We start from the raw sequence: 18,958 nt of genomic DNA, 5'->3' as shown, positions 1-18,958 counted from the left end.
GCCGGCGCCTCCAGCGACCCGCAGGGCCAGGCGCTGACCTACGCCTTCGACTTCGGCGACGGCACCACGTTGCCTGCGCAAGCCTCCCCCACTGCCACCCACTCCTACCCGACGGCCGGCGCCTACACCGTCACCGTCACCGTCACCAACACCTCGGGCCTGAGCGCGACCGCCCAGCAGACCGTCACCGCCACCGCCCCACAACCCCCTGTGGCCCAGATCGGTGTCACGCCGACCAGCGGCATCGCTCCCCTCGCGGTGACTGCCGACGCCGGCGCCTCCACGGACCCGCAAGGACAGACCCTGACCTACGCCTTCGACTTCGGCGACGGCACCACTCTGCCCGCCCAGGCCTCCCCCACCGCGAACCACACGTACGCGGCGGCCGGCGCCTACACCGTCACCGTCGCCGTCACCAACACCTCGGGCCTGAGCGCGACCGCCCGACAGACGGTCACGGCCAGCCCCGCCCCAGCCTGGGTGGCGCTCGTCGGGACGACCTCAGCGACGTCGTCGAAGAGCTCGGCCGTCGTGACCGTGGCCCCCGCCGCAGGCGTCCGGCAGGGCGACCTGCTCGTCGTGAGCGTTCAGATCGCCACGAAGTCCAACGGTGCCGTCTCGGCGACGGACTCCGCGGGCAACACCTATACCGTCGTGCGTGACGTCGCGGTCAGCGGCGGACGGCTGGTCGTGCTCTCCGGCCGCGCCACGAACGCCTTGGCGCCCAACGCCAAGATCACGGCCTCCTTCCCGGGCTCGAGCACGTCTCGGATGGTCGTCGACGAGCTCACTGGTGTGACCCGCGTCGATCGCACTGCTGCAGCCACCGGCACCACCGCAGCCTTCTCGTCCGGCCTGACGGCGACGACGACGTCGCCGCGTGAGGTCGTACTGGGCGTCGTGGCAGCGTTCACCAGCTCCACGAACCCGACGTGGGGGACATCGTGGACGGCGCTCGGCCCACTCGCGACCGGGGCGACCAACCTCGGACGTGCGTACCAGCTCCCGACGACCACCGGCACGTACAGGGCCGACGGGACCACCAAGGGGACCTGGGCCGCTCTGGTCATGACGTTCCAACCCTGAGGCCTCTGGCGACCAGTGGCGTCGGCTCCGGACCAGGGTCTCCCCCCGCCCTCCGGGACCGGCGCCACGCCGGCGCCGCCCGCCCGCTCCCTAGCCGGGCTACAGCGCGATGCCGAGGTAGGTCGTCTCGAGGTACTCCTCGATGCCCTCGAACCCGCCCTCGCGCCCGAATCCGGACGCCTTGACCCCGCCGAAGGGTGCCGCCGGGTTGGAGACGATGCCCGTGTTGACCCCGACCATGCCGAACTCGAGGCGCTCGCCGAGGCGGACGACCCGGGACACGTCGCGGGTGTAGACGTAGGCCGCCAGTCCGTATTCCGTGTCGTTCGCGCTCGCGACCGCCTCGTCCTCCGTGGCGAACGTCGTGATCGGGGCGACAGGGCCGAAGATCTCCTCGCGGAGCAGGTCCGCGTCGGCCGGGACGTCCGTGAGGACCGTCGGGGCGAAGAAGTAGCCGGCCTCGCCGACGGCCTTGCCGCCGCAGGCGACCCGCGCGCCACGTCGGGTCGCGTCGTCGACGAGCTCGGTCACCTTGGCCAGGGCCTTCGCGTCGATGAGCGGGCCGACCTCCGCGCCGTCGTCCGCACCCCGGCCGACCGGCATACGGCTCATCTGCTCGGCGAGCCGCTCCGCGAAGGCGTCGGCGACAGACTCGTGGACGAGGAATCGGTTCGCGGCCGTGCACGCCTCGCCCATGTTGCGCATCTTCGCGAGGAGCGCGCCCTCGACCGCCGCATCGAGGTCGGCGTCCTCGAAGACGATGAACGGCGCGTTGCCCCCGAGCTCCATCGACAGGCGGAGCAGCTGGGTCGCCGACTGCTCGACGAGGAGCCGGCCCACACCGGTCGAGCCCGTGAAGGTCAGCTTGCGCGCCCGCGGGTCGCGGACGAGCGGCTCCATGACCTCGGCGGTCCGGGTCGTCGCGAAGACGTTGACCACGCCCGCGGGCACACCGACCTCGCGCAGGAGGTCGGCCAGGGCGAGCATCGTCAGCGGCGTCTGGGTCGCGGGCTTGACGACCATGGTGCAGCCCGCGGCGATGGCCGCACCGATCTTGCGCGTTCCCATCGCGAGCGGGAAGTTCCACGGCGTCACCATGAGCGTCGGACCGACCGGCTTCCGCAGGGTGAGCAGGCGGGTCGCGCCGTTGGGCGCGGTCATCCACCGGCCGTCGATGCGGACGGCCTCCTCGGAGAACCACCGGAAGAACTCGGCACCGTAGGCGACCTCGCCCCTCGCCTCGGCGAGGGGCTTGCCCATCTCGAGGGAGATGAGCCGCGCGAAGTGCTCGGTCCGCTCGATGAGCAGCTCGTATGCCGCTCGCAGCAGCTCGCCGCGCTCGCGCGGTGCAGTCCGGGCCCAGGCCTCCTGCGCGGCCGAGGCGGCGGCCAGGGCTGCGTCGCCGTCCGCCACCGTCGCATCGGCGACGCTGGCGACGACCTCGCCCGTTGCGGGGTCCTCGACGTCGAACCGGGACCGGTCGGACGACTCCCGCCACTCGCCGGCGACGAACAGGCCGGTGGGGACGGAGCTGACGAGGGCGGACTCGGAGGGGGAAAGCGGCATACGAAGACTCCTGCATGAACGACGGTGGCAGCTGGCCAAGGTCGGGGGACGGGCGCCCGGGTACGGGCCGGGGTTGCTGGACGGGTCGGCGGGTGGGCTCAGGCGTGGGCGACGAAGGCCTGCTCGAGGATGTCGAGACCCTCGTGGAGCAGCTCGTCGGAGATCGTGAGCGGGGGCAGGAAGCGCAGGACGTTGCCGTAGGTGCCCGCGGTCAGGGTGACGAGACCCTGGCCATGGCAGAACGCGTTGACCGCACGGGTCAGGTCCGGGTTGGGCGTCGTGTCGCCGCCGCCGCGGACGAGCTCGATCGCGAGCATGGCCCCGCGGCCGCGGATCTCGCCGACCACGTCGAACTTGTCGGCCAGGCGCTCGAGCCGGCTTCGGAAGAGCTCCTCGACCTGCCGCGCCCGGCCGCACAGGTCCTCGGACTCCATCGTCTCGATGGCGGCGAGGGCTGCGGCGCACGCGACCGGGTTGCCGCCGTAGGTGCCGCCGAGCCCGCCGGCGTGGACGGAGTCCATGACCTCGGCCCGGCCCGTCACCGCCGCGAGCGGCAGGCCGCCGGCGATGCCCTTCGCCGTCGTGATGAGGTCGGGGACGACCCCCTCGTGGTCGCAGGCGAACCAGTCGCCGGTCCGGCAGAACCCGGTCTGGACCTCGTCGGCGACGAGGAGGATGCCGTGCTCACGGCACCAGTCGGCGATGCGACGCAGCCACCCGGCAGGCGGCACGATGAAGCCGCCCTCACCCTGAATCGGCTCGATGACGACCGCCGCGACGTTCTGCTCGCCGATCTGCGCGTGGACCTGCGCGGCGAACGCCTCGAACGCCTCCTCGGCGACCCGCGCCGCGTCGCCGACCCAGCGGTACGGGTAGGCCATGGGTGCGCGGTAGACCTCCGAGGCGAACGGCCCGAACCCCTGCTTGTAGGGCATGGCCTTCGCGGTGAGTGCCATCGTGAGGTTCGTCCGGCCGTGATAGGCGTGGTCGAACGCGACGACCGCCTGCCGTCCCGTGAAGGCGCGGGCGATCTTGACCGCGTTCTCGACGGCCTCGGCCCCCGAGTTGAACAGGGCCGAGCGCTTCTCGTGGTCGCCGGGAGTCAGCTCGGCGAGCTTCTCGCACACGGCGACGTACTCCTCGTAGGGGGTCACCATGAAGCACGTGTGCGTGAAGTCGGCGGCCTGGCGCTGCACGGCCTCGACGACGCGCGGGTTGGACGCGCCGACCGTCGTCACGGCGATGCCGGACCCGAAGTCGATGAGCTGGTTGCCGTCGACGTCGACGAGGATCCCCCCGGAGGCCCGCTCCACGTAGACGGGCAGGCCGGTGCTCACCCCGGCAGAGACGCTCGCGGCCTTGCGATCCTGCAGCTGCTGCGAACGAGGGCCGGGGATCGCCGTGGCGAGGTGGCGTCGCTGCTCGACGACGGACATGGGTGCTCCTTCGGGTGGTCGGTGGGCCGGTGCGGTCACCGCCTCCAGCGTCGAGCCCAAGGTGTCATGCTGTCCAATACCTGTCACGCACGTGATCCATGCTCAGGAGGCATACCGTGGAGATCCGCACCCTGCGCTACTTCTGCGCCGTCGCCGAGACCGGCACGGTCACCGCCGCGGCGGAGGTCGTGCACGTCACCCAGCCGTCCCTGTCCCGCCAGCTTCGCCAGCTCGAGCGCTCGCTCGGGATCGAGGTGTTCAACCGCGACGAGGGACGGCTTCAGCTGAGCGCGGCAGGCCGGGAGTTCCTCCCGGTGGCGCAGCACCTCGTCGCACAGGCCGACGCCGCGCTGGCCACGGCAGCGTCGATCGCCGCCGGTCGCCTCCAGCGGATCACGATCGCCGCCCCCGGGACCACGCTGACCGACGTCGTCGCCCCCTTCCTGGCGACGCTGACGGAAGCGGACCCGATGCCCGCGGTGTGGGAGGAGGTCCCCGCGTCCGTCTACGCCACGCTCGCGCGCGGGGCCGACCTCGCGGTCGGCACGACGACCCCGCCCCCGCCGCTCGCCGGCCGGGCACTCGCCGACCTGCCCGTCTTCGCGTACGTCCCTGCCGGGCACGCGTGGGCGCGTCGCACGCGCGTGGCGCTCGACGAGCTCGTCGCGGTGCCCCTGCTGGCCCAGTCTCGGGACTTCCACCCTCGACGCGCGCTCGACCAGGCCGTCTCCGCCGCCCGTCTCGGCTACGGCGAGCTCCACGAGTTCGATACGGCCGAAGTGGCCCAGGCCGTCGCCGCGTCAGGGCGGGGCGTCGCAGTCGTCTCCGACGACCCCCGCTTCGGCCTGCGTCCCCTCGGCATCGACGGGCCGTCCGGACCCGTCCACATCAGCCTCTATGCCGCATGGGACCGCGCGCACCACGGTGCGGCCGCCATCGGCGAGCTCGCGGGGCGGCTCGCCGCCTTCTGCGTGGCCCGCTACGGCGAGCAGGTCACCCCGCCGCGCAGGCCCGCCAGACGGCATACGGCGAGGTAGGCGCCACGGGGGGCTCACGCGCCCACCGAGTCCACGCGGGGGGCTCACGCGCCTACCGAGTCCACCACCTCGCCCAGGGGGAGATGACGAACGTGCGCCGACTCGGCCACGCCTGGCACGAACCCGAGCTGGACCTGGAACCGCGCGACACCGGGCTGGGCGAGGCCGACCGACCACCACCCCTCGGCCGCATGGTGCTCCTCGTCCGTCAGCGACAGGGCCTCCGCGCCGAGGCGGGGGAAGGCGTGCATGACCGCATCGGTCGCCGCCGCGATGGCCGCGTCGCGCGGCAGCGCGTCGGCTGGTCGAGCCGGGAGCGTCTCGGCCATCCGGGCGAAGGCGGACCGGACCACCGGTGTCACGTCGGGGCCCGACTCATCGGTCGGCGGCGTGGCGCCGAGGGCGAGGACGACCGACAGGTGCGCCTCCCCCAGCCCGTCACGGTCGCTGCGATGCGTGCGGGAGACGTCGACGATCCACGACGTCGGGCCGCCGACAGCGTCGAGCACCGGCTCGAGGCACTCGAGATAGGGCACCTCGTCGAACCGGCCCCCTCCCCTCGTCGGCTGGTCCTGGAGCGCGAGGTCGACGAGATAGACGTCGTGGGGAGCCTCGCCGAGGGCTCGGACGCAGGCGACCGTGACCCGCAGGCCGGCGACACGGCCCTGTCGGAGCGCGGTCAGCATGACGCCAGCCTTCTCCGGTCTGGCCGCGCCCGCAACCGAACGGCGGGGTCCGCGACGTGTCGCGCCGCCACGAGCTGACGGGTGCTCCGCGATTCCCGCCGATCGGCGCCGACCCGAGTCGTGTGCCCTATACGCTGGCCACGTGATCGCTCGCCATGGTGGGGCACGACTCTCGAGCGCGATCCGAGTCCTCCCCGCGACCCGGGCCCGGATCGTCGGCTGACCATGGCCGCGCTCACCGACCGACCTGCTGTCGGACCGAATCGGTGGGAGGAGCGCGTTCCCGGGCTCCGTCTCGCCCGAAGCTACGAGCGCCCCTGGCTGCCGAAGGACATCGTCGCGGGCCTGGTCCTGTCGGCGCTCCTCGTCCCGCAGGGCATGGCGTACGCCCAGCTGGCCGGCCTGCCGCCCGTGACCGGGCTCTACACCTCGATCCTGTGCCTGGTCGGCTACGCCGTCTTCGGGCCCTCCCGGGTGCTCGTCCTCGGCCCCGACTCGTCGCTCGGCCCCATGATCGCGGCGACCATCGCCCCCCTGCTGCTCGCCGGCGGAGACCCGGCCCGGGCCGTCGCCCTCGCGTCGATGCTCGCCATCATCGTCGGCGTCGTCATGGTCGTGGCGGGGCTGGCCCGGTTCGGGTTCGTCGCCGACTTGCTCTCCAAGCCGACCCAGATCGGCTACATGAACGGCCTCGCCCTGACGATCATCGTCGGCCAGCTGCCCAAGCTCTTCGGCTTCTCCACCGACGCCACCGGCTTCGTCGCCGAGACGAGGGCCTTCGTCTCGGGCCTCTTCGCCGGTGAGGCCAACCGAACCGCCGCGGTCATCGGGGTGAGTGCACTGGCCGGCATCCTGCTCCTCAACCGGTTCATCCCCAAGGTCCCGAGCGTCCTCGTGCTCGTGGTCCTGACCGCCGTCGCCGTCAACCTGTTCGACCTGGAGGCACAGGGGGTCGACACGATCGGGGTGCTCCCCCAGGGCCTGCCGACCTTCACGATCCCCCGGATCGGTTGGGGCGACCTCCCGCCCCTCGTCCTGGGAGCACTGGCCATCGCCGTCGTGGCGCTCGCGGACACGATGTCCACCTCCTCGTCCTTCGCCGCTCGGAGGGGCGAGCGGGTCCAGGGCAACCAGGAGATGATCGGGATCGGGGCCGCCAACATCGCGGCCGGGGCGTTCCAGGGCTTCCCGGTCAGCACGAGCGGGTCGCGGACCGCGGTCGCGGAGCAGGCCGGGTCCCGGTCCCAGGTGACCGGCATCGTCGGAGCCGTGGTGATCGCCCTCGTCCTGCTCTTCGCGAACTCGATCATGCAGTACGTGCCGCAGCCGACGCTGGGTGCCATCGTCATCGCGGCCGCGCTCTCCCTGACCGACATCGCCGGCGTCCGCCGCCTCTGGCTGCAGCGCCGGATGGAGTTCCTCCTGTCCGTCGTGGCCCTGCTCGGCGTGGCCCTGCTCGGGGTGCTGCCCGGCATCCTCATCGCCGTCGGGCTCTCCATCCTCAACGTCTTCCGTCGCACCTGGTGGCCGCACCAGGCCGAGCTCGGCCGCGTGGAGGGCGTCGCGGGACTGCACGACACCGAGAGCTACCCCGACGCCGAGCGGCTGCCCGGGCTGATCGTCTACCGGTTCGACGCGCCGCTCATCTTCGCCAATGCTCGGAGCTTCGGCGAGACGGTTCGCGAGCTGGCCGAGGACGACCCGGACCTGCGCTGGATCGTCGTCGCGGCCGAGCCGATCACCGACGTCGACACCACGGCCTCCGACATGCTGCAGGAGCTGGACCTCTGGCTCAACGCGCGCGGGGTCTCCCTGGTGTTCGCGGAGATGAAGGACCCGGTCCGCGCCAAGATCGAGCGGTACGAGCTGACTCGCACCATCGTCCCGGAGCACTTCCTACCCACCGTCGACGCGGCGGTGGCCGAGTACCAGCGACAGACCGGCGCGAGCTGGCGTGGCCCCGAGGAGCCGACATGACGACCTCCGTCCCAAGTGGAAGACGAGACGCCCGTCGCAGGGCCTCGGCCGCGCTCGCCCTGACGGCGCTGGCCGCCGCCGTGCTGTTCCTCGTCGTCGTCTCCATCCGCCGGTGGGACGTGCTGCTGGTGAGCGTCGTCTCGCTCGGGCTGGCCGTGGTGGCCGCCTGGTACGTCGTGTCGCGGCGAGGCAGCGTCCGGGTGGCTGCGGCCGTGCTCGCGGTCATCGCCCTGGCCGTGTTCGTCGCGGTGATCCTCGCGAGCCAGAGCGGTCGCGTGCTGGCCGTCGGCCTGGCCCTCGGGGCGATCTCCACTGTCGCAGCGGGCTATGCCCTCGCACCGGAGCCCGGGCTCGTCGAGGCGGAGAGCGCGCCCAGGGCACGGCATGCGGTCCTGATCATGAACCCGCGGTCGGGCGGGGGCAAGGTCGAGCGGTTCGGCCTCGTCGACCTCTGCCGTCAGCGTGATGTCGAGCCCCACGTCCTCGGGCCCGGCGACGACCTCCGAGAGGTTGCCGAGGCAGCGGTCGCCCGAGGTGCGGAACTGCTGGGCATGGCCGGCGGGGACGGCTCGCTGGCCATCGTCGCCTCCATCGCCAGCAGGCACGGCCTCCCGTTCGTCGTGGTTCCCGCGGGGACACGCAACCACTTCGCCCTCGACCTGGGCATCGACCGAGAGGACGTCCCCGGCGCGCTGGAGGCGTTCGACGACGGCGTCGACACGCGGGTCGACCTCGCCGAGCTCAACGGGCGGGTGTTCGTCAACAACGCGTCGATGGGCGTGTACGCGAAGGTCGTCCAGTCGGCGGACTACCGCGAGGCCAAGGTCCAGACCGCCTCGGCGATGCTGCCCGACATGCTGGGTCCCGGGGCGCGGCCGCTCGACCTGCGCTACACCCTGCCCTCCGGCGAGCAGGCTGTCCCGGGACAGCTCCTGCTCGTGTCCAACAACCCCTACGACCTGGCGCACCTGCGCGGAGGAGGCACCCGGGAGCGCCTCGACGGCGGAGTGCTCGGGATCGTCTCGCTTCGCGTCAGCTCGGCCGCAGATGCGGAGAAGGTGGCCGCGCTGGAGATGACCGGCCAGGTCCAGCGGTTCGCCGGCTGGAACGAGTGGACGGCGTCCGAGTTCGACGTGACCTCGGACGGGCCCGTGGAGGTCGGCGTCGACGGCGAGGCCCTCGTCCTCGATCCGCCGCTGCACTTCGCCATCCGCCCCGGGGCCGTCACGGTCCGACTCCCGCGCGCCGCCGTCCGTCGCCGGGCAGGCGCTCGCCAGCCCGCCCGCATCACCGCCGGGTCCACCCTGACCGCGCTCTGGGAGACCGCGACGGGTCGACAGGCGCAGGCCGGATGAGCGTCCCGCGTCCCCCTGAGCCCGTCGAAGGGCGCCTTGCCGAGCGCCTCTCGACCCGCCACGACCCTCGGCTCTCGCGCGTCGTTTCGCTGCTGCGCAGGCTCGATGCGGCCGACCGCGGCGTCTACCGTGCCGTGGCGGACCTCCCGACACCATGGCTCGACGAGCCTCTGCGCCGGGCCTCCGACTTCGCCAACTTCTCCAGACCCTGGTTCCTGACGGCTGCAGCCCTGGCCGCGTTCGGTGGGGAGAAGGGACGGCGGGCCGCTCTCACCGGGGTGGGCGCGATCGCCGTGACGTCGTTCCTCGTCAACCAGCCGATGAAGCTGGTGGCGCGTCGCCGCCCCCGGCGCACGCAGCTCGGGGTCCCGGAGACCCGATGGGTCGGTATGCCGTCGTCTGCGTCCTTCCCATCCGGTCACTCCGCGTCGGCTGCGGCATACTGCGTCGCGACGAGCGCGGTGGTGCCTCAGCTGCGCTGGCCGCTGCGGGCGGCGGCGGGGGTCGTCGCGTTCTCGCGCGTGTACACGGGGGTCCACTACCCCGGAGACGTCGTCGCTGGTGTGGTCGTCGGCGCTGGGCTCGGACGCGCGGCCTCGGTCGTCGCCGGCCGGCTGCGCCGCCGGTGACGACTGGCCCGCCGTGGGGGCGGGACGTCGCGGCGTGACGTGGCCCGTCGCGGGCCGCGAGGGCCTCAGTTGCGTCGTCGCATGGTCGGGTTGACGAAGAACGCGGTGAACAGGCCCATGCCGACCCCGAGGGCGTAGCCGGCGACGACCTCCGTAGGGGTGTGCACCCCGAGCATGAGCCGGTCGAGCCCGACGACGAGCGCGACGAGCACACCGACGACGAGAACGCGGCGCAGCGCTCGCCGGCTGACGAGCAGCGCCGACAGGACGCAGGCCGCCGTGACGGCCGCGGCGATGTTCGACGCATGCCCGCTCGGCATCGCGCTCGACGCGTACTCGATGATCGGGTGCACCACGACGGGCCTGGCCAGGTCGACGTACCGCTTCAGCACGGCGGTGACGAGGGAGGTACCGGCGATCACCAGCACGACGTACACGGCCGCTCGATGCTGCTTCCTCGCGATCAGCAGGGCGGCCACCAGAGCGGTCGCGATCGTGCTGGCCGCCGTGCCGAACGCGTTGGAGACCCACACCAGCGGGCTCTCGAGCCATGGAGCGGCGCCCCGCCACCGATCGGGACCGAGCTGGAGCAGCCGGTCCCAGCCGGCCATGACGTCGGGGCGCCGCGCGGCCAGGGCGCTCAGGCCGAGGCAGATCACGATGCAGGCGCAGCCCCAGAGCAGGAACCGCCGGCGCGTGCGCGGGCTGAACGCCACGACGCCCGCCGGCTCGCGACCCCGCGCGCGCTGTGCCTCACCGACGCCCATGGAGGACCGAGCCGCCGCGTTCGCCGGCCGCCGCACTCACGACCGGAGCGCTGAGCTTCTCGGACATGCCTTCCTCCATCGGACGAGTTCGCGGTCAGCCCTCGGCGAGACGGGCCCGGTCAGAAGGGCTTGGGAATGTAGCGCGGGGGCAGGGTCGGAGGCGTGTAGCCGCCGGCGGCCTGCCGTTTCGGCAGCTCGACGTCCTTCGTCTTGAGAGGCTCGTAGGGCACCTGGCTCAACAGATGGCTGATGACGTTCAGGCGACCGCGCCTCTTGTCGTCGGTGAGCGCGACGTTCCACGGCGCCCAAGGGGTGTCGGACGCGGCGAACATCGCGTCGCGGGCGCGGGAGTAGTCGTACCACCGGCTGTACGACTCGAGGTCCATGTCGGAGAGCTTCCAGACCTTGCGCGGGTCATGGATGCGACTCTCGATCCGCCGGGTCTGCTCCTCGGGGCCGACCTCGAGCCAGTACTTGAGCAGGATGATCCCCGAGTCGACCATGGCCTTCTCGACCGCGGGGATCATCTCGAGGAACCGCTCGGTCTGGGCGGGCGTGCAGAACCCCATGACCCGCTCGACCCCGGCGCGGTTGTACCAGCTGCGGTCGAAGATGACGACCTCACCGGCCGCCGGGAAGTGCGGGATGTAGCGCTGGACGTACATCTGCGACTTCTCGCGGTCGGTCGGCGCCGGCAGGGCAACCACACGGAAGACCCGCGGGCTCACGCGCTCGACGATCCGCTTGATCGTGCCGCCCTTGCCCGCCGTGTCCCGACCCTCGAACACGATGCACACCTTGGCACCGGACGCCTTCACCCACTGCTGCATGGCGACGAGCTCGGCCTGCAGCACCGCCAGCTCCGCCTCGTACGCCTTGCGTCTCAGCTTGCCCCCGACCTCCAACTCGTCGTGTCCCGCGGTGTCGCCGGGCGACTCTCCCCGAGCCCTCGACTTCTTGCCCTTCTTCTTGCTCATCGCGGGCCTCCGACACGATGCCATTGCGTCAGTCGCTTGCGGTCAACGCACACGGTTGCTGCCTTCGTAGGCTAGCCCTGGATCCGGCGCCGCGTCCGACCTTCACCGAAGGTCGCCGACGAGGTGCGTCGGCGCAGGTCCCGACCGGTCCTGCCAGGACCGGTCGGGAGCGGCCAGGTCCAGGCCCTGGCGGAGATCTCGGGAACGACGAAGCCCCCGAGCCTGCGATCACGCAGGTCGGGGGCTGTCTCGTGCTGGTGGGCGATACTGGGTTTGAACCAGTGACCTCTTCCGTGTCAAGGAAGCGCGCTACCGCTGCGCCAATCGCCCGAGGGTCGTGCTTGGTGGTGAAACCGAGGTGGAGACGGGATTTGAACCCGTGTACGCGGCTTTGCAGGCCGCTGCCTCGCCTCTCGGCCACTCCACCGCTGAAGGCAAGGTGCCTCCGAGCGGACGACCGGGCTCGAACCGGCGACCTCAACCTTGGCAAGGTTGCGCTCTACCAACTGAGCTACGTCCGCGGGAACACCAGCGGTGTAACTTCCCCGCTCGGTGCGAGGTAGACATTACTGGACTCCCCGGCGAGATACAAAACCGGCACCGACCCCGGCCAGGCCCTGAGCGGGCGCGCCGGCCCGCCCCGGTGGTCAGGGTTCGCCGCTCTCGCCGGGCCGAACCATCCCCTGCGCGAGCTCCTTGTCGATCGCGTCGGCGAGCGCCGAGCGCTCCCGGCGGGTGAACTGGCGGTCCCGCGCCCGCCGCGCCTCATCGACGTCACCGTCAGGCTCGGTCAGGGGCTCCGCCGTCGCTCCGGCGTGGCCGGGAGCCGCGCCGTCCGACTCGGTGGTGCGCGCCAGGAGCCCACCGGCACCGTCGCGGGCCCAGTTGACGAGCCGTATGCCGGCCCCGTCGTGCAGGGCCACGGGCCAGAGTGCGCGCGCGGCCGCGTTGAGACCGGCGCCGATGAGGATGGCGATGGCGAGCGCGTAGAGCCAGATGAGCAGGACGATGGGGGCGCTGAGGGGACCGTAGATCGACGGACCGCCGAGGGAGCTCTCGAGGGACGAGCGGACGACGGAGGACGCGAGGACCCAGATCGTCAGGGCCAGCAGGGCGCCGGGCAGGTCGCGCCACCACGAGCTCCGGCGCGGGGTCGCCACGTGGTAGAGCGAGGTCAGGGTCGCGACGCTGAGGACGATGAGGATCGGCCAGTAGGCGGCGCGGACGACCGCAGCGAACGGGTCGGGCAGCCACCCGGAGACGATGCCGGGCCCGAGCAGGGTGAGGGGCAGGACGACGACGGCGACGACGATGCCGATCGAGTAGAGGGCGAGGCTGAAGGCCCGCATGTGGATGATCCCGCGGGCCCCGCTCTGGCCGTACATGATCGAGATCGTGTCGACGAAGACGTTGAGGGCCCGCGAGCCGGACCAGAGCGAGAGCAGGAAGCCGACCGAGACGATCTCAGGTCGACCCCCGCGCAGCACCCCGTCGACCGTCGGCACGAGCAGGTCGGTGATGCTCGACTCGGTGAGGAAGCGGGCGGCATACGTCCTGATCGACTCGACGACCCGGTCGACGGAGTCGGGGCCGAGCCAGGCGCCGACGTAGCCGAGTCCGCCGAAGAGCCCGAGGACGAGCGGGGGGAGGCTGAGGAGCATGAAGAACGCGCCCTCGGACGCGAGGCCCGTGACGCGGTATCTCATGCAGACCCGGATCGTCCCGAGGGTGAGGCGCGCGAGGGCGACCCCACCGGGGACGTGTTCCAGGAGGGTGCGCACCCTGCCCTTGACCGTCATCGCCTCAGAGGCTAGCGGCAGGCCCGGGAGTGTCTCTCCCCGCGCGTCCTAGGCTCGGGACGTGAGCACACACGAGGTGACGAACCAGGTGCCGCCGTACGTCGGGCACCACCTCCTCGCGGAGGACCAAGCCCTCGCCGAGGCGGTGGCCCGGTGGGCGGATCCCGCTGGCCATGGCGAGCTCGCCGCCCTCGGCCTGCTTGCCGGGAGCGAGGAGGCGCAGGAGCACGGCCGGCTCGCTGACGCGAACCCACCCGTGCTGCGGACCCACGACGCGCGGGGGAACCGGATCGACGAGGTGGAGTTCCACCCGTCGTGGCACTGGCTCATGACCCGCGCCGTCGGTGCCGGCCTCACGGCCGAGCCGTGGACGTCCCCGAGCCACAGCGGCGCCCACGCGCGGCGGGCAGCCGGCTTCATGACGTGGTCGCGCGTCGAGGCCGGGCACGGCTGCCCCATCTCGATGACGTATGCCGCCGGGTCGGCCCTGCGGCACGACCCCGGTCTGGCGGGTCGCTGGCTGCCCGCCCTCGCTAGCCGCGAGTACGACTTCGGGATCCGACCGGTGTCCGGCAAGGCGGGCGCCATCGCGGGCATGGGCATGACGGAGAAGCAGGGCGGCTCCGACGTCCGGGCCAACACGACCGAGGCGGTGTCGACCCCTGGCGGGCCGCTCCCCGGCGAGACCTATCGCCTGCGAGGGCACAAGTGGTTCTGCAGCGCGCCGATGAGCGACGTCTTCCTCGTCCTCGCCCAGGCGCCCGGGGGGCTCACCTGCTTCGTCGTGCCACGGGCCCTCGACGACGGGACCCGCAACCCCTTCGCGCTGCAGCGGCTCAAGGACAAGCTCGGCAACCACTCGAACGCCTCCAGCGAGGTGGAACTCGACGGGACGTGGGGCTCGCGCCTCGGCCCGGAGGGGCGCGGGGTCCGCACGATCATCGACATGGTCGGAGCGACACGGCTCGACTGTGTCCTGGGCTCGACTGCGACGATGCGCGACGCGCTCTCCCGGGCCCTACACCATGCGCGACACCGCCGAGCGTTCGGGGCGCTGCTCGTCGACCAGCCGCTCATGCGCAACGTCCTCGCCGACCTCGCCCTCGAGGCCGAGGCCGCGACGGTGCTCGCCATGCGTCTCGCCCACGCCTTCGACGAGGGCGAGTCCGAGCTCGCGCGGCTTGGCGTCGCCCTCGGCAAGTTCTGGGTCTGCAAGCGCACCGCGCCGATGGTGGCGGAGGCGCTCGAGTGCCTCGGCGGCAACGGCTACGTCGAGGAGAACGGTCTGGCGCGCCTCTACCGCGAGGCGCCACTCAACTCGATCTGGGAGGGTTCCGGCAACGTCAACGCGCTCGACGTCATCAGGGCGATCGTCCGGGAGCCGGCCAGTCTCGAGGCGCTGACGAAGCAGCTGCACATCGTCCGGGGGCGCAGCTCCGAGCTCGACGCCCACACGGATTCCGCTCTCGCCCAAGCGAGCTCGCTCGACCCCGCATCGCCGGCGGCAGCCTTCGCCGCCCGGTCCGTCGTCGAGGACCTTGCCATCGCGCTGCAGGGTGCCCTCGTCCTCGAGCACTCCCCCGCACCGGTCGCCGACGCGTTCATCGCGAGCCGCGTGGCCCGCCGCCACGGACACACCTTCGGCTCGCTGCCGGTCGACCTCGCTCGCTCGGCCCAGGCGATCCTCGAACGCACCGGCTGACGACGCCGCCCGACGCGCGGGAGCCGGCCCAACGGCATACGACGTGGGCCGGCTCCCGGCATCGCCGACTCAGGTGGCGCTCAGGCGCGCGGCCTCCGCCTCGATGTCGAAGTCCGCGCCCGGCCACTGCAGGTCCATCCCGCGCAGCGCCTCGAGGAGGAGCTGCTGGACCGCGAGGCGGGCGTACCACTTGTTGTCGGCCGGCACGACGTGCCAGGCGGCGCCGACGGTCGAGCACTTCGTCAGGGCCACCTGGTACGCCTCCATGTAGTCGTCCCAGAAGGCCCGCTCGTCGACGTCGCCCGGGTTGTACTTGTAGTACTTGTCCGGGCGCTCGAGCCGCTCCATGAGCCGCGCCTTCTGCTCGTCGCGGGAGATGTGGAGCATGACCTTGATGATCGTCGTGCCGCCCCGGGCGACCTGCCGCTCGAAGGCGTTGATCTGCGCGTAGCGCTTCGACCAGACCGCCTCGGGGACGAGGTCGTGGACCCGGACGATGAGGACGTCCTCGTAGTGCGAGCGGTCGAAGACGCCGAGCTGCCCGTGGGCCGGCAGCGCCCTCTCGATCCGCCACAGCCAGTCGTGCGCCTTCTCCTCCTCCGTCGGAGCCCTGAAGGCGGTTGCCTTGACGTTCTCCGGGTTGACGGAGACGACGTGACGCATGATGCCGCCCTTGCCGGCGGTGTCCATGCCCTGGACCACGAGAAGAACCGAGCGCCTGCTGCCCGCGGTCGACCCGGCCCAGAGCCTCTCGAGCAGGTCGGTCAGCTCGTCCTTGCCGTCGGAGAGAGCCTTGTCACCGTCCTGCTCGTCACCGTCGAAGTTCGGCGTCGACCCGGGGTCGACGTCGGCGAGGACGAAGCCCCGCCCGACGCGGAGCACCTCGGTGAACCCGCCGAGCGGCTTGGCGAAGTCGTCGTCGACGGGCTGCGTGTCGACCTTGACCTCGGGCGCGGGGCCCGCCGCGGCCGCGGCGAGCGCGGCCTTCTTGGCCTTCTTCGCTTCCTTCTTGGCCTTCTTCGCGTCCTTCTTGGCCTTCTTCTCCTTCTTGCCCATGCGCTCATCCTGCACGAAAGGGGTGCTTGCGACGGGGCGACGCACGGAACGGGCTCTGAGCGCCGCCGCCGCTGTCGCCGTGCCGACGACGGTCGACGGACGACGGACGACGGACGACGGACGAGGGACGACGGACGACGTCGCGGACATACTGGCCTCATGCGCCTCCTCGTCCCCGGCTCGTCGGGTCTGCCCGTCAACGCCGACCTCGACACCAGGGCACTGGCCCTCGCGTATGCCGCCCCGCACGGACCCTGGGTCCGCTGCAACATGGTGACGACCCTCGACGGCGCGGCGAGCGGCCCGGACGGGCGGTCCGGCTCGATCAACACGGAGGCCGACCACGTCGTCTTCGAGCTGCTCCGGGCGCTCAGCCACGTCGTCGTCGTCGGGGCGGGCACGGTTCGGGCGGAGGGCTACCCGGCGCTCACGGTCGCCGACGCGCTTCGGCCGCTGCGGCAGGAGGCAGGCCTTCCCGAGGCGCTCCCCCTGGTCGCCGTCACCCGGTCGGCCGACCTGCCGGCCACGCTCCGTGACTCGCCGCCCGGTCTGGTGCTGCTCGCGACGACGGCCGGTGCGCCCGGTCTGGCCGCCGCCCGCGAGGCCCTCGGGCCGGAGCACGTGCTCGTGTGCGGTGACGACGAGGTGTCGATCGACGCGCTGCTCGCGCAGCTCGGCGAGCGAGGGTGGACGCACGTGCTCACCGAAGGCGGGCCGAGCCTCGTCGGGTCCTTCCTGGCCGCCGGCCGCCTCGACGAGCTCTGCTTCACGATCGCCCCGCGCGTCGTCGGCGGGCAGCACCCGCGCCCGGTCGGACCAGCCGGCGTGCCCGTCGACCTCGGGCTCTCGCTCCTCGTCGAGGAGGACGGGACCCTGCTCGGCCGCTGGGTCACCCGGCGCTGACCGTCCTGGACACAGCCCGGATCACCGGCCGTCGAGGAAGTCGCGCAGCACGCCCTCCCAGCGCTCGGGGTCGACATTCCACTCGCGGCAGTGCCGCGCGACCGACCACCGCTCGAGGTGGACCAGATCGGGACGCCGGGCGGCGAGCGCGGCGGCCGGCCCGATCGGGACGAAGTCGTCGCCGTCGGAGTGGATGACGAGCATCGGGTGACGGAGCTCCGCGGAGCGGGTCACCCAGTCGGTGAGAGCCACGTCGATCGGCTCGCGGACCCCGACGAGACGCCTCGTCCGCTCGGAGCCCATCAGCCCCTTGGCGACGCCGACGAGCGGGCTCGGCACGCGGTGGAGACGGGCGTGGTGCGCGAGGACGTCGCCCCAGTCGACGACGGCGCTGTCGAGGCACACGCCGACGACGCGGTCGGCGAGGGGCGACCGGTCGAGGGCCTGGAGGACGACGGCCCCGCCCATCGACCACCCGAGCAGGACGATGCGCTCGGCACCGTGGGAGATGGCATGACCCATCGCCGCCTCGACGTCGCGCCACTCGGACAGGCCGAGGTTGTAGCGCCCGTCGGGCCCCTTTGCTGCGTCGAGGTCGTTGCGGTAGGCCGTCACGAGGCTCGTCCAGCCGGCAGCGCGCAGGACCGGCACCGCGCGGAGGGTCTCCTCCTTCCGGGCCCCCCGGCCGTGGACCAGGACCGCCCAGTCGCCGCTCGAGCCACCGTCTGGTCGCACGACCCACCCGGGCAGCGGCCCCACGTCGGACACGACGGAGACGTCCTCGTCGGGGATCCCGAGGCTGATGGACGGCCGGTCCCACCAGTAGTACTGGTTCCACCGGGCCGGACCGTCGCGGAGCGCGCCCCGGTCGACGCCGAGCAGACTCCGGGTGACCGACGCGTCGTCCTGCTCGACGATCTCTCCGACCCGCAGGTGTCCTGCACCGCCGTCGAGCCACACCCCGTACCTCCCGGGCTCCACCGTGTCGGCAGTGACCGCGAAGGTCACCGTGTCGGAGTCGTGCCGCAGGATCTCCACGTCGTCGGGCAGGAGCGCGTCGGGCGTCAGGATGCGTCGCGCGAACCACGCCGCGGCGGCGACCGTCCCCGCCGCCGCCCCCACGAGGGACCCGCCCCCCGCCGCTCCGGCGACGAGGACGGGCCGGGTGAGGGGGTTGCGTCGCTCCATGGCGAGCATCGTCGCAAACCCGGCACCTCCTCCACGACCAGTCCCGCGGCGTGCCCTCGTGGAATGTGGCGAAGACGGTGGATGTCCCTACCGTTCGAAGGTCGCCACGTCCCCCTGGACGTTCGCGTACCGCACGCCTGAGACCGGCACGGCCGGGTCGCCCACCCTGAAGTGGATGGCCCCGGCGCCGCACTCGCCGGTGTTGTAGTACTTCTGCCTGGGAAGCGCACCAACGAGGCCGGCCAGCCCCGCGTCGGGCCTGATCTTCCGTCCGTCCTCGAGGACGAGCGTCCATGGGTCCCAGCTGATCCGTGTGCGTCCATCCTCCGCGTCCGGAGCAGCCGAGGTGACGCAGACCCGGACCATGAGGTCGTAGATCAAGGAGCCCGACCCGTCCGTGCGCGGCCCCTTCAACTCGTTCACCTGGACGGTGAAGTGCTGGAACTCCCGGTGGCCGGCGAAGGGCGTCGTCCCCACCTGACGGCTGCTGGTTGTCGGGCCCACGAAAGCGTTCGGGCTGGTCGGCTGGTCACTCCGACCGCTCAGCACAGAGGTGGCCACGACTCCTGCGACGGCGGCGAGCACGGCGCCGACGACGCCGATCACCGCGTTGAGCATGGCGTGCCCGCCTGCCCCGTTCCCGTCCCCTGAGCGATCGCTCATTGCAGGCTCCATCTCGGACCCAGACGCGTTGATCGAATCGGTGCCACGCTTCTGCCCGGAGCGGCCGCGGCCATTCCGGCCGTATTCGTGACGTTCCACCCATGGTTGCACCACGGAGCCCGGCGCGTCGT

16 protein-coding genes and 3 tRNA genes are annotated in these 18,958 nt (G+C 72.2%); 7 read left to right on the top strand and 12 right to left on the bottom strand.

The window, feature by feature from the left end:
- Positions 1-1,086: PKD domain-containing protein (locus N865_RS21735; protein WP_157557640.1), on the top strand; the 1,086-nt coding region annotated here is incomplete at its 5' end.
- A gap of 99 nt (positions 1,087-1,185) precedes the next feature.
- Here the strand turns inward: N865_RS21735 and N865_RS09410 are convergent.
- Entirely contained in the window at positions 1,186-2,652 is a 1,467-nt protein-coding gene (locus N865_RS09410) for an NAD-dependent succinate-semialdehyde dehydrogenase (protein WP_034804578.1), read from the bottom strand.
- 98 nt (positions 2,653-2,750) lie between these two features.
- A complete protein-coding gene (gabT, locus tag N865_RS09405) occupies positions 2,751-4,088 on the bottom strand; it encodes a 4-aminobutyrate--2-oxoglutarate transaminase (RefSeq protein ID WP_034804575.1) in 1,338 nt (445 codons plus the stop codon).
- 116 nt (positions 4,089-4,204) lie between these two features.
- On the opposite strand from gabT, the gene N865_RS09400 reads away from it, so the two are divergent.
- The gene (locus N865_RS09400; protein ID WP_051510402.1) at positions 4,205-5,125 is read left to right on the top strand and encodes a LysR family transcriptional regulator; all 921 of its coding nucleotides are present in this window, start codon (positions 4,205-4,207) and stop codon (positions 5,123-5,125) included.
- Positions 5,126-5,169: 44 nt separating this feature from the next.
- Here the strand turns inward: N865_RS09400 and N865_RS09395 are convergent, their stop codons facing one another.
- The gene (locus tag N865_RS09395) at positions 5,170-5,811 is read right to left on the bottom strand and encodes a hypothetical protein (RefSeq protein ID WP_034804573.1); all 642 of its coding nucleotides are present in this window, start codon (positions 5,809-5,811) and stop codon (positions 5,170-5,172) included.
- A gap of 225 nt (positions 5,812-6,036) precedes the next feature.
- Here N865_RS09395 and N865_RS09390 point away from each other — a divergent pair, with 225 nt between their 5' ends.
- The 3 genes from N865_RS09390 to N865_RS09380 are packed head-to-tail and all read left to right on the top strand — an operon-like array spanning position 6,037 to position 9,772.
- Complete coding sequence (locus N865_RS09390) at positions 6,037-7,788, top strand: SulP family inorganic anion transporter (RefSeq protein WP_034804571.1); 1,752 nt, start codon at positions 6,037-6,039, stop codon at positions 7,786-7,788.
- A complete protein-coding gene (locus N865_RS09385) occupies positions 7,785-9,143 on the top strand; it encodes a diacylglycerol/lipid kinase family protein (protein ID WP_034804569.1) in 1,359 nt (452 codons plus the stop codon). The genes N865_RS09390 and N865_RS09385 overlap by 4 nt, the downstream gene beginning before the upstream one ends.
- Positions 9,140-9,772: a phosphatase PAP2 family protein gene (locus tag N865_RS09380; protein ID WP_084328098.1), complete on the top strand. Its 633-nt coding sequence runs from the start codon at positions 9,140-9,142 to the stop codon at positions 9,770-9,772. Before N865_RS09385 ends, N865_RS09380 begins: the two co-directional genes overlap by 4 nt.
- A gap of 65 nt (positions 9,773-9,837) precedes the next feature.
- Here N865_RS09380 and N865_RS21730 read toward each other — a convergent pair whose 3' ends face one another.
- The 6 genes from N865_RS21730 to N865_RS09345 all read right to left on the bottom strand — a co-directional run bounded on the left by N865_RS21730 (position 9,838) and on the right by N865_RS09345 (position 13,315).
- Positions 9,838-10,539 (bottom strand): phosphatase PAP2 family protein, encoded by a 702-nt coding sequence (locus N865_RS21730; RefSeq protein ID WP_051510401.1) that lies wholly within the window; start codon positions 10,537-10,539, stop codon positions 9,838-9,840.
- A gap of 119 nt (positions 10,540-10,658) precedes the next feature.
- Positions 10,659-11,516 carry a polyphosphate kinase 2 gene (gene ppk2 / locus N865_RS09370; protein ID WP_034804566.1) on the bottom strand — a complete coding sequence of 286 codons (858 nt, stop codon included), beginning with the start codon at positions 11,514-11,516 and terminating at the stop codon, positions 10,659-10,661.
- A 255-nt stretch (positions 11,517-11,771) separates the two neighbouring features.
- Positions 11,772-11,846 (bottom strand) — tRNA-Val (locus N865_RS09360).
- A 26-nt stretch (positions 11,847-11,872) separates the two neighbouring features.
- A tRNA-Cys gene (locus N865_RS09355) sits at positions 11,873-11,943 on the bottom strand.
- 21 nt (positions 11,944-11,964) lie between these two features.
- A tRNA-Gly gene (locus N865_RS09350) sits at positions 11,965-12,037 on the bottom strand.
- A gap of 126 nt (positions 12,038-12,163) precedes the next feature.
- Complete coding sequence (locus tag N865_RS09345) at positions 12,164-13,315, bottom strand: YihY/virulence factor BrkB family protein (protein WP_034804560.1); 1,152 nt, start codon at positions 13,313-13,315, stop codon at positions 12,164-12,166.
- A 61-nt stretch (positions 13,316-13,376) separates the two neighbouring features.
- Between N865_RS09345 and N865_RS09340 the strand changes: the two genes are divergently transcribed.
- Positions 13,377-15,017, top strand: coding sequence for an acyl-CoA dehydrogenase family protein (locus N865_RS09340; RefSeq protein ID WP_034804557.1), 1,641 nt, complete (start codon positions 13,377-13,379; stop codon positions 15,015-15,017).
- A 69-nt stretch (positions 15,018-15,086) separates the two neighbouring features.
- Here N865_RS09340 and N865_RS09335 read toward each other — a convergent pair whose 3' ends face one another.
- Positions 15,087-16,073, bottom strand: coding sequence for a PPK2 family polyphosphate kinase (locus N865_RS09335; protein ID WP_034804652.1), 987 nt, complete (start codon positions 16,071-16,073; stop codon positions 15,087-15,089).
- A 159-nt stretch (positions 16,074-16,232) separates the two neighbouring features.
- Between N865_RS09335 and N865_RS09330 the strand changes: the two genes are divergently transcribed.
- Positions 16,233-16,976, top strand: coding sequence for a dihydrofolate reductase family protein (locus N865_RS09330; RefSeq protein WP_034804554.1), 744 nt, complete (start codon positions 16,233-16,235; stop codon positions 16,974-16,976).
- 21 nt (positions 16,977-16,997) lie between these two features.
- Here N865_RS09330 and N865_RS09325 read toward each other — a convergent pair whose 3' ends face one another.
- A complete protein-coding gene (locus N865_RS09325; RefSeq protein ID WP_034804650.1) occupies positions 16,998-18,164 on the bottom strand; it encodes an alpha/beta hydrolase family protein in 1,167 nt (388 codons plus the stop codon).
- A gap of 87 nt (positions 18,165-18,251) precedes the next feature.
- The gene (locus N865_RS09320; protein WP_034804551.1) at positions 18,252-18,827 is read right to left on the bottom strand and encodes a hypothetical protein; all 576 of its coding nucleotides are present in this window, start codon (positions 18,825-18,827) and stop codon (positions 18,252-18,254) included.
- Positions 18,828-18,958: the final 131 nt, after the last annotated feature.

Source organism: Intrasporangium oryzae NRRL B-24470 (assembly GCF_000576595.1).
Classification (GTDB): Bacteria; Actinomycetota; Actinomycetes; order Actinomycetales; family Dermatophilaceae; genus Intrasporangium_C; species Intrasporangium_C oryzae.
Note: the sequence above shows the minus strand (reverse complement) of the source record. Positions and strands in the feature narration are given on the sequence as shown.

Bases quoted from the DNA above. Each gene is read 5' to 3' on its own strand.
- N865_RS09410 (WP_034804578.1), bottom strand. From the start codon at position 2,652: ATGCCGCTTTCCCCCTCCGAGTCCGCCCTCGTCAGCTCCGTCCCCACC.
- gabT (WP_034804575.1), bottom strand. From the start codon at position 4,088: ATGTCCGTCGTCGAGCAGCGACGCCACCTCGCCACGGCGATCCCCGGC.
- N865_RS09395 (WP_034804573.1), bottom strand. From the start codon at position 5,811: ATGCTGACCGCGCTCCGACAGGGCCGTGTCGCCGGCCTGCGGGTCACG.
- N865_RS09390 (WP_034804571.1), top strand. From the start codon at position 6,037: ATGGCCGCGCTCACCGACCGACCTGCTGTCGGACCGAATCGGTGGGAG.
- N865_RS09385 (WP_034804569.1), top strand. From the start codon at position 7,785: ATGACGACCTCCGTCCCAAGTGGAAGACGAGACGCCCGTCGCAGGGCC.
- N865_RS09380 (WP_084328098.1), top strand. From the start codon at position 9,140: ATGAGCGTCCCGCGTCCCCCTGAGCCCGTCGAAGGGCGCCTTGCCGAG.
- N865_RS21730 (WP_051510401.1), bottom strand. From the start codon at position 10,539: ATGGGCGTCGGTGAGGCACAGCGCGCGCGGGGTCGCGAGCCGGCGGGC.
- ppk2 (WP_034804566.1), bottom strand. From the start codon at position 11,516: ATGAGCAAGAAGAAGGGCAAGAAGTCGAGGGCTCGGGGAGAGTCGCCC.
- N865_RS09345 (WP_034804560.1), bottom strand. From the start codon at position 13,315: ATGACGGTCAAGGGCAGGGTGCGCACCCTCCTGGAACACGTCCCCGGT.
- N865_RS09335 (WP_034804652.1), bottom strand. From the start codon at position 16,073: ATGGGCAAGAAGGAGAAGAAGGCCAAGAAGGACGCGAAGAAGGCCAAG.
- N865_RS09330 (WP_034804554.1), top strand. From the start codon at position 16,233: ATGCGCCTCCTCGTCCCCGGCTCGTCGGGTCTGCCCGTCAACGCCGAC.
- N865_RS09325 (WP_034804650.1), bottom strand. From the start codon at position 18,164: ATGGAGCGACGCAACCCCCTCACCCGGCCCGTCCTCGTCGCCGGAGCG.
- N865_RS09320 (WP_034804551.1), bottom strand. From the start codon at position 18,827: ATGAGCGATCGCTCAGGGGACGGGAACGGGGCAGGCGGGCACGCCATG.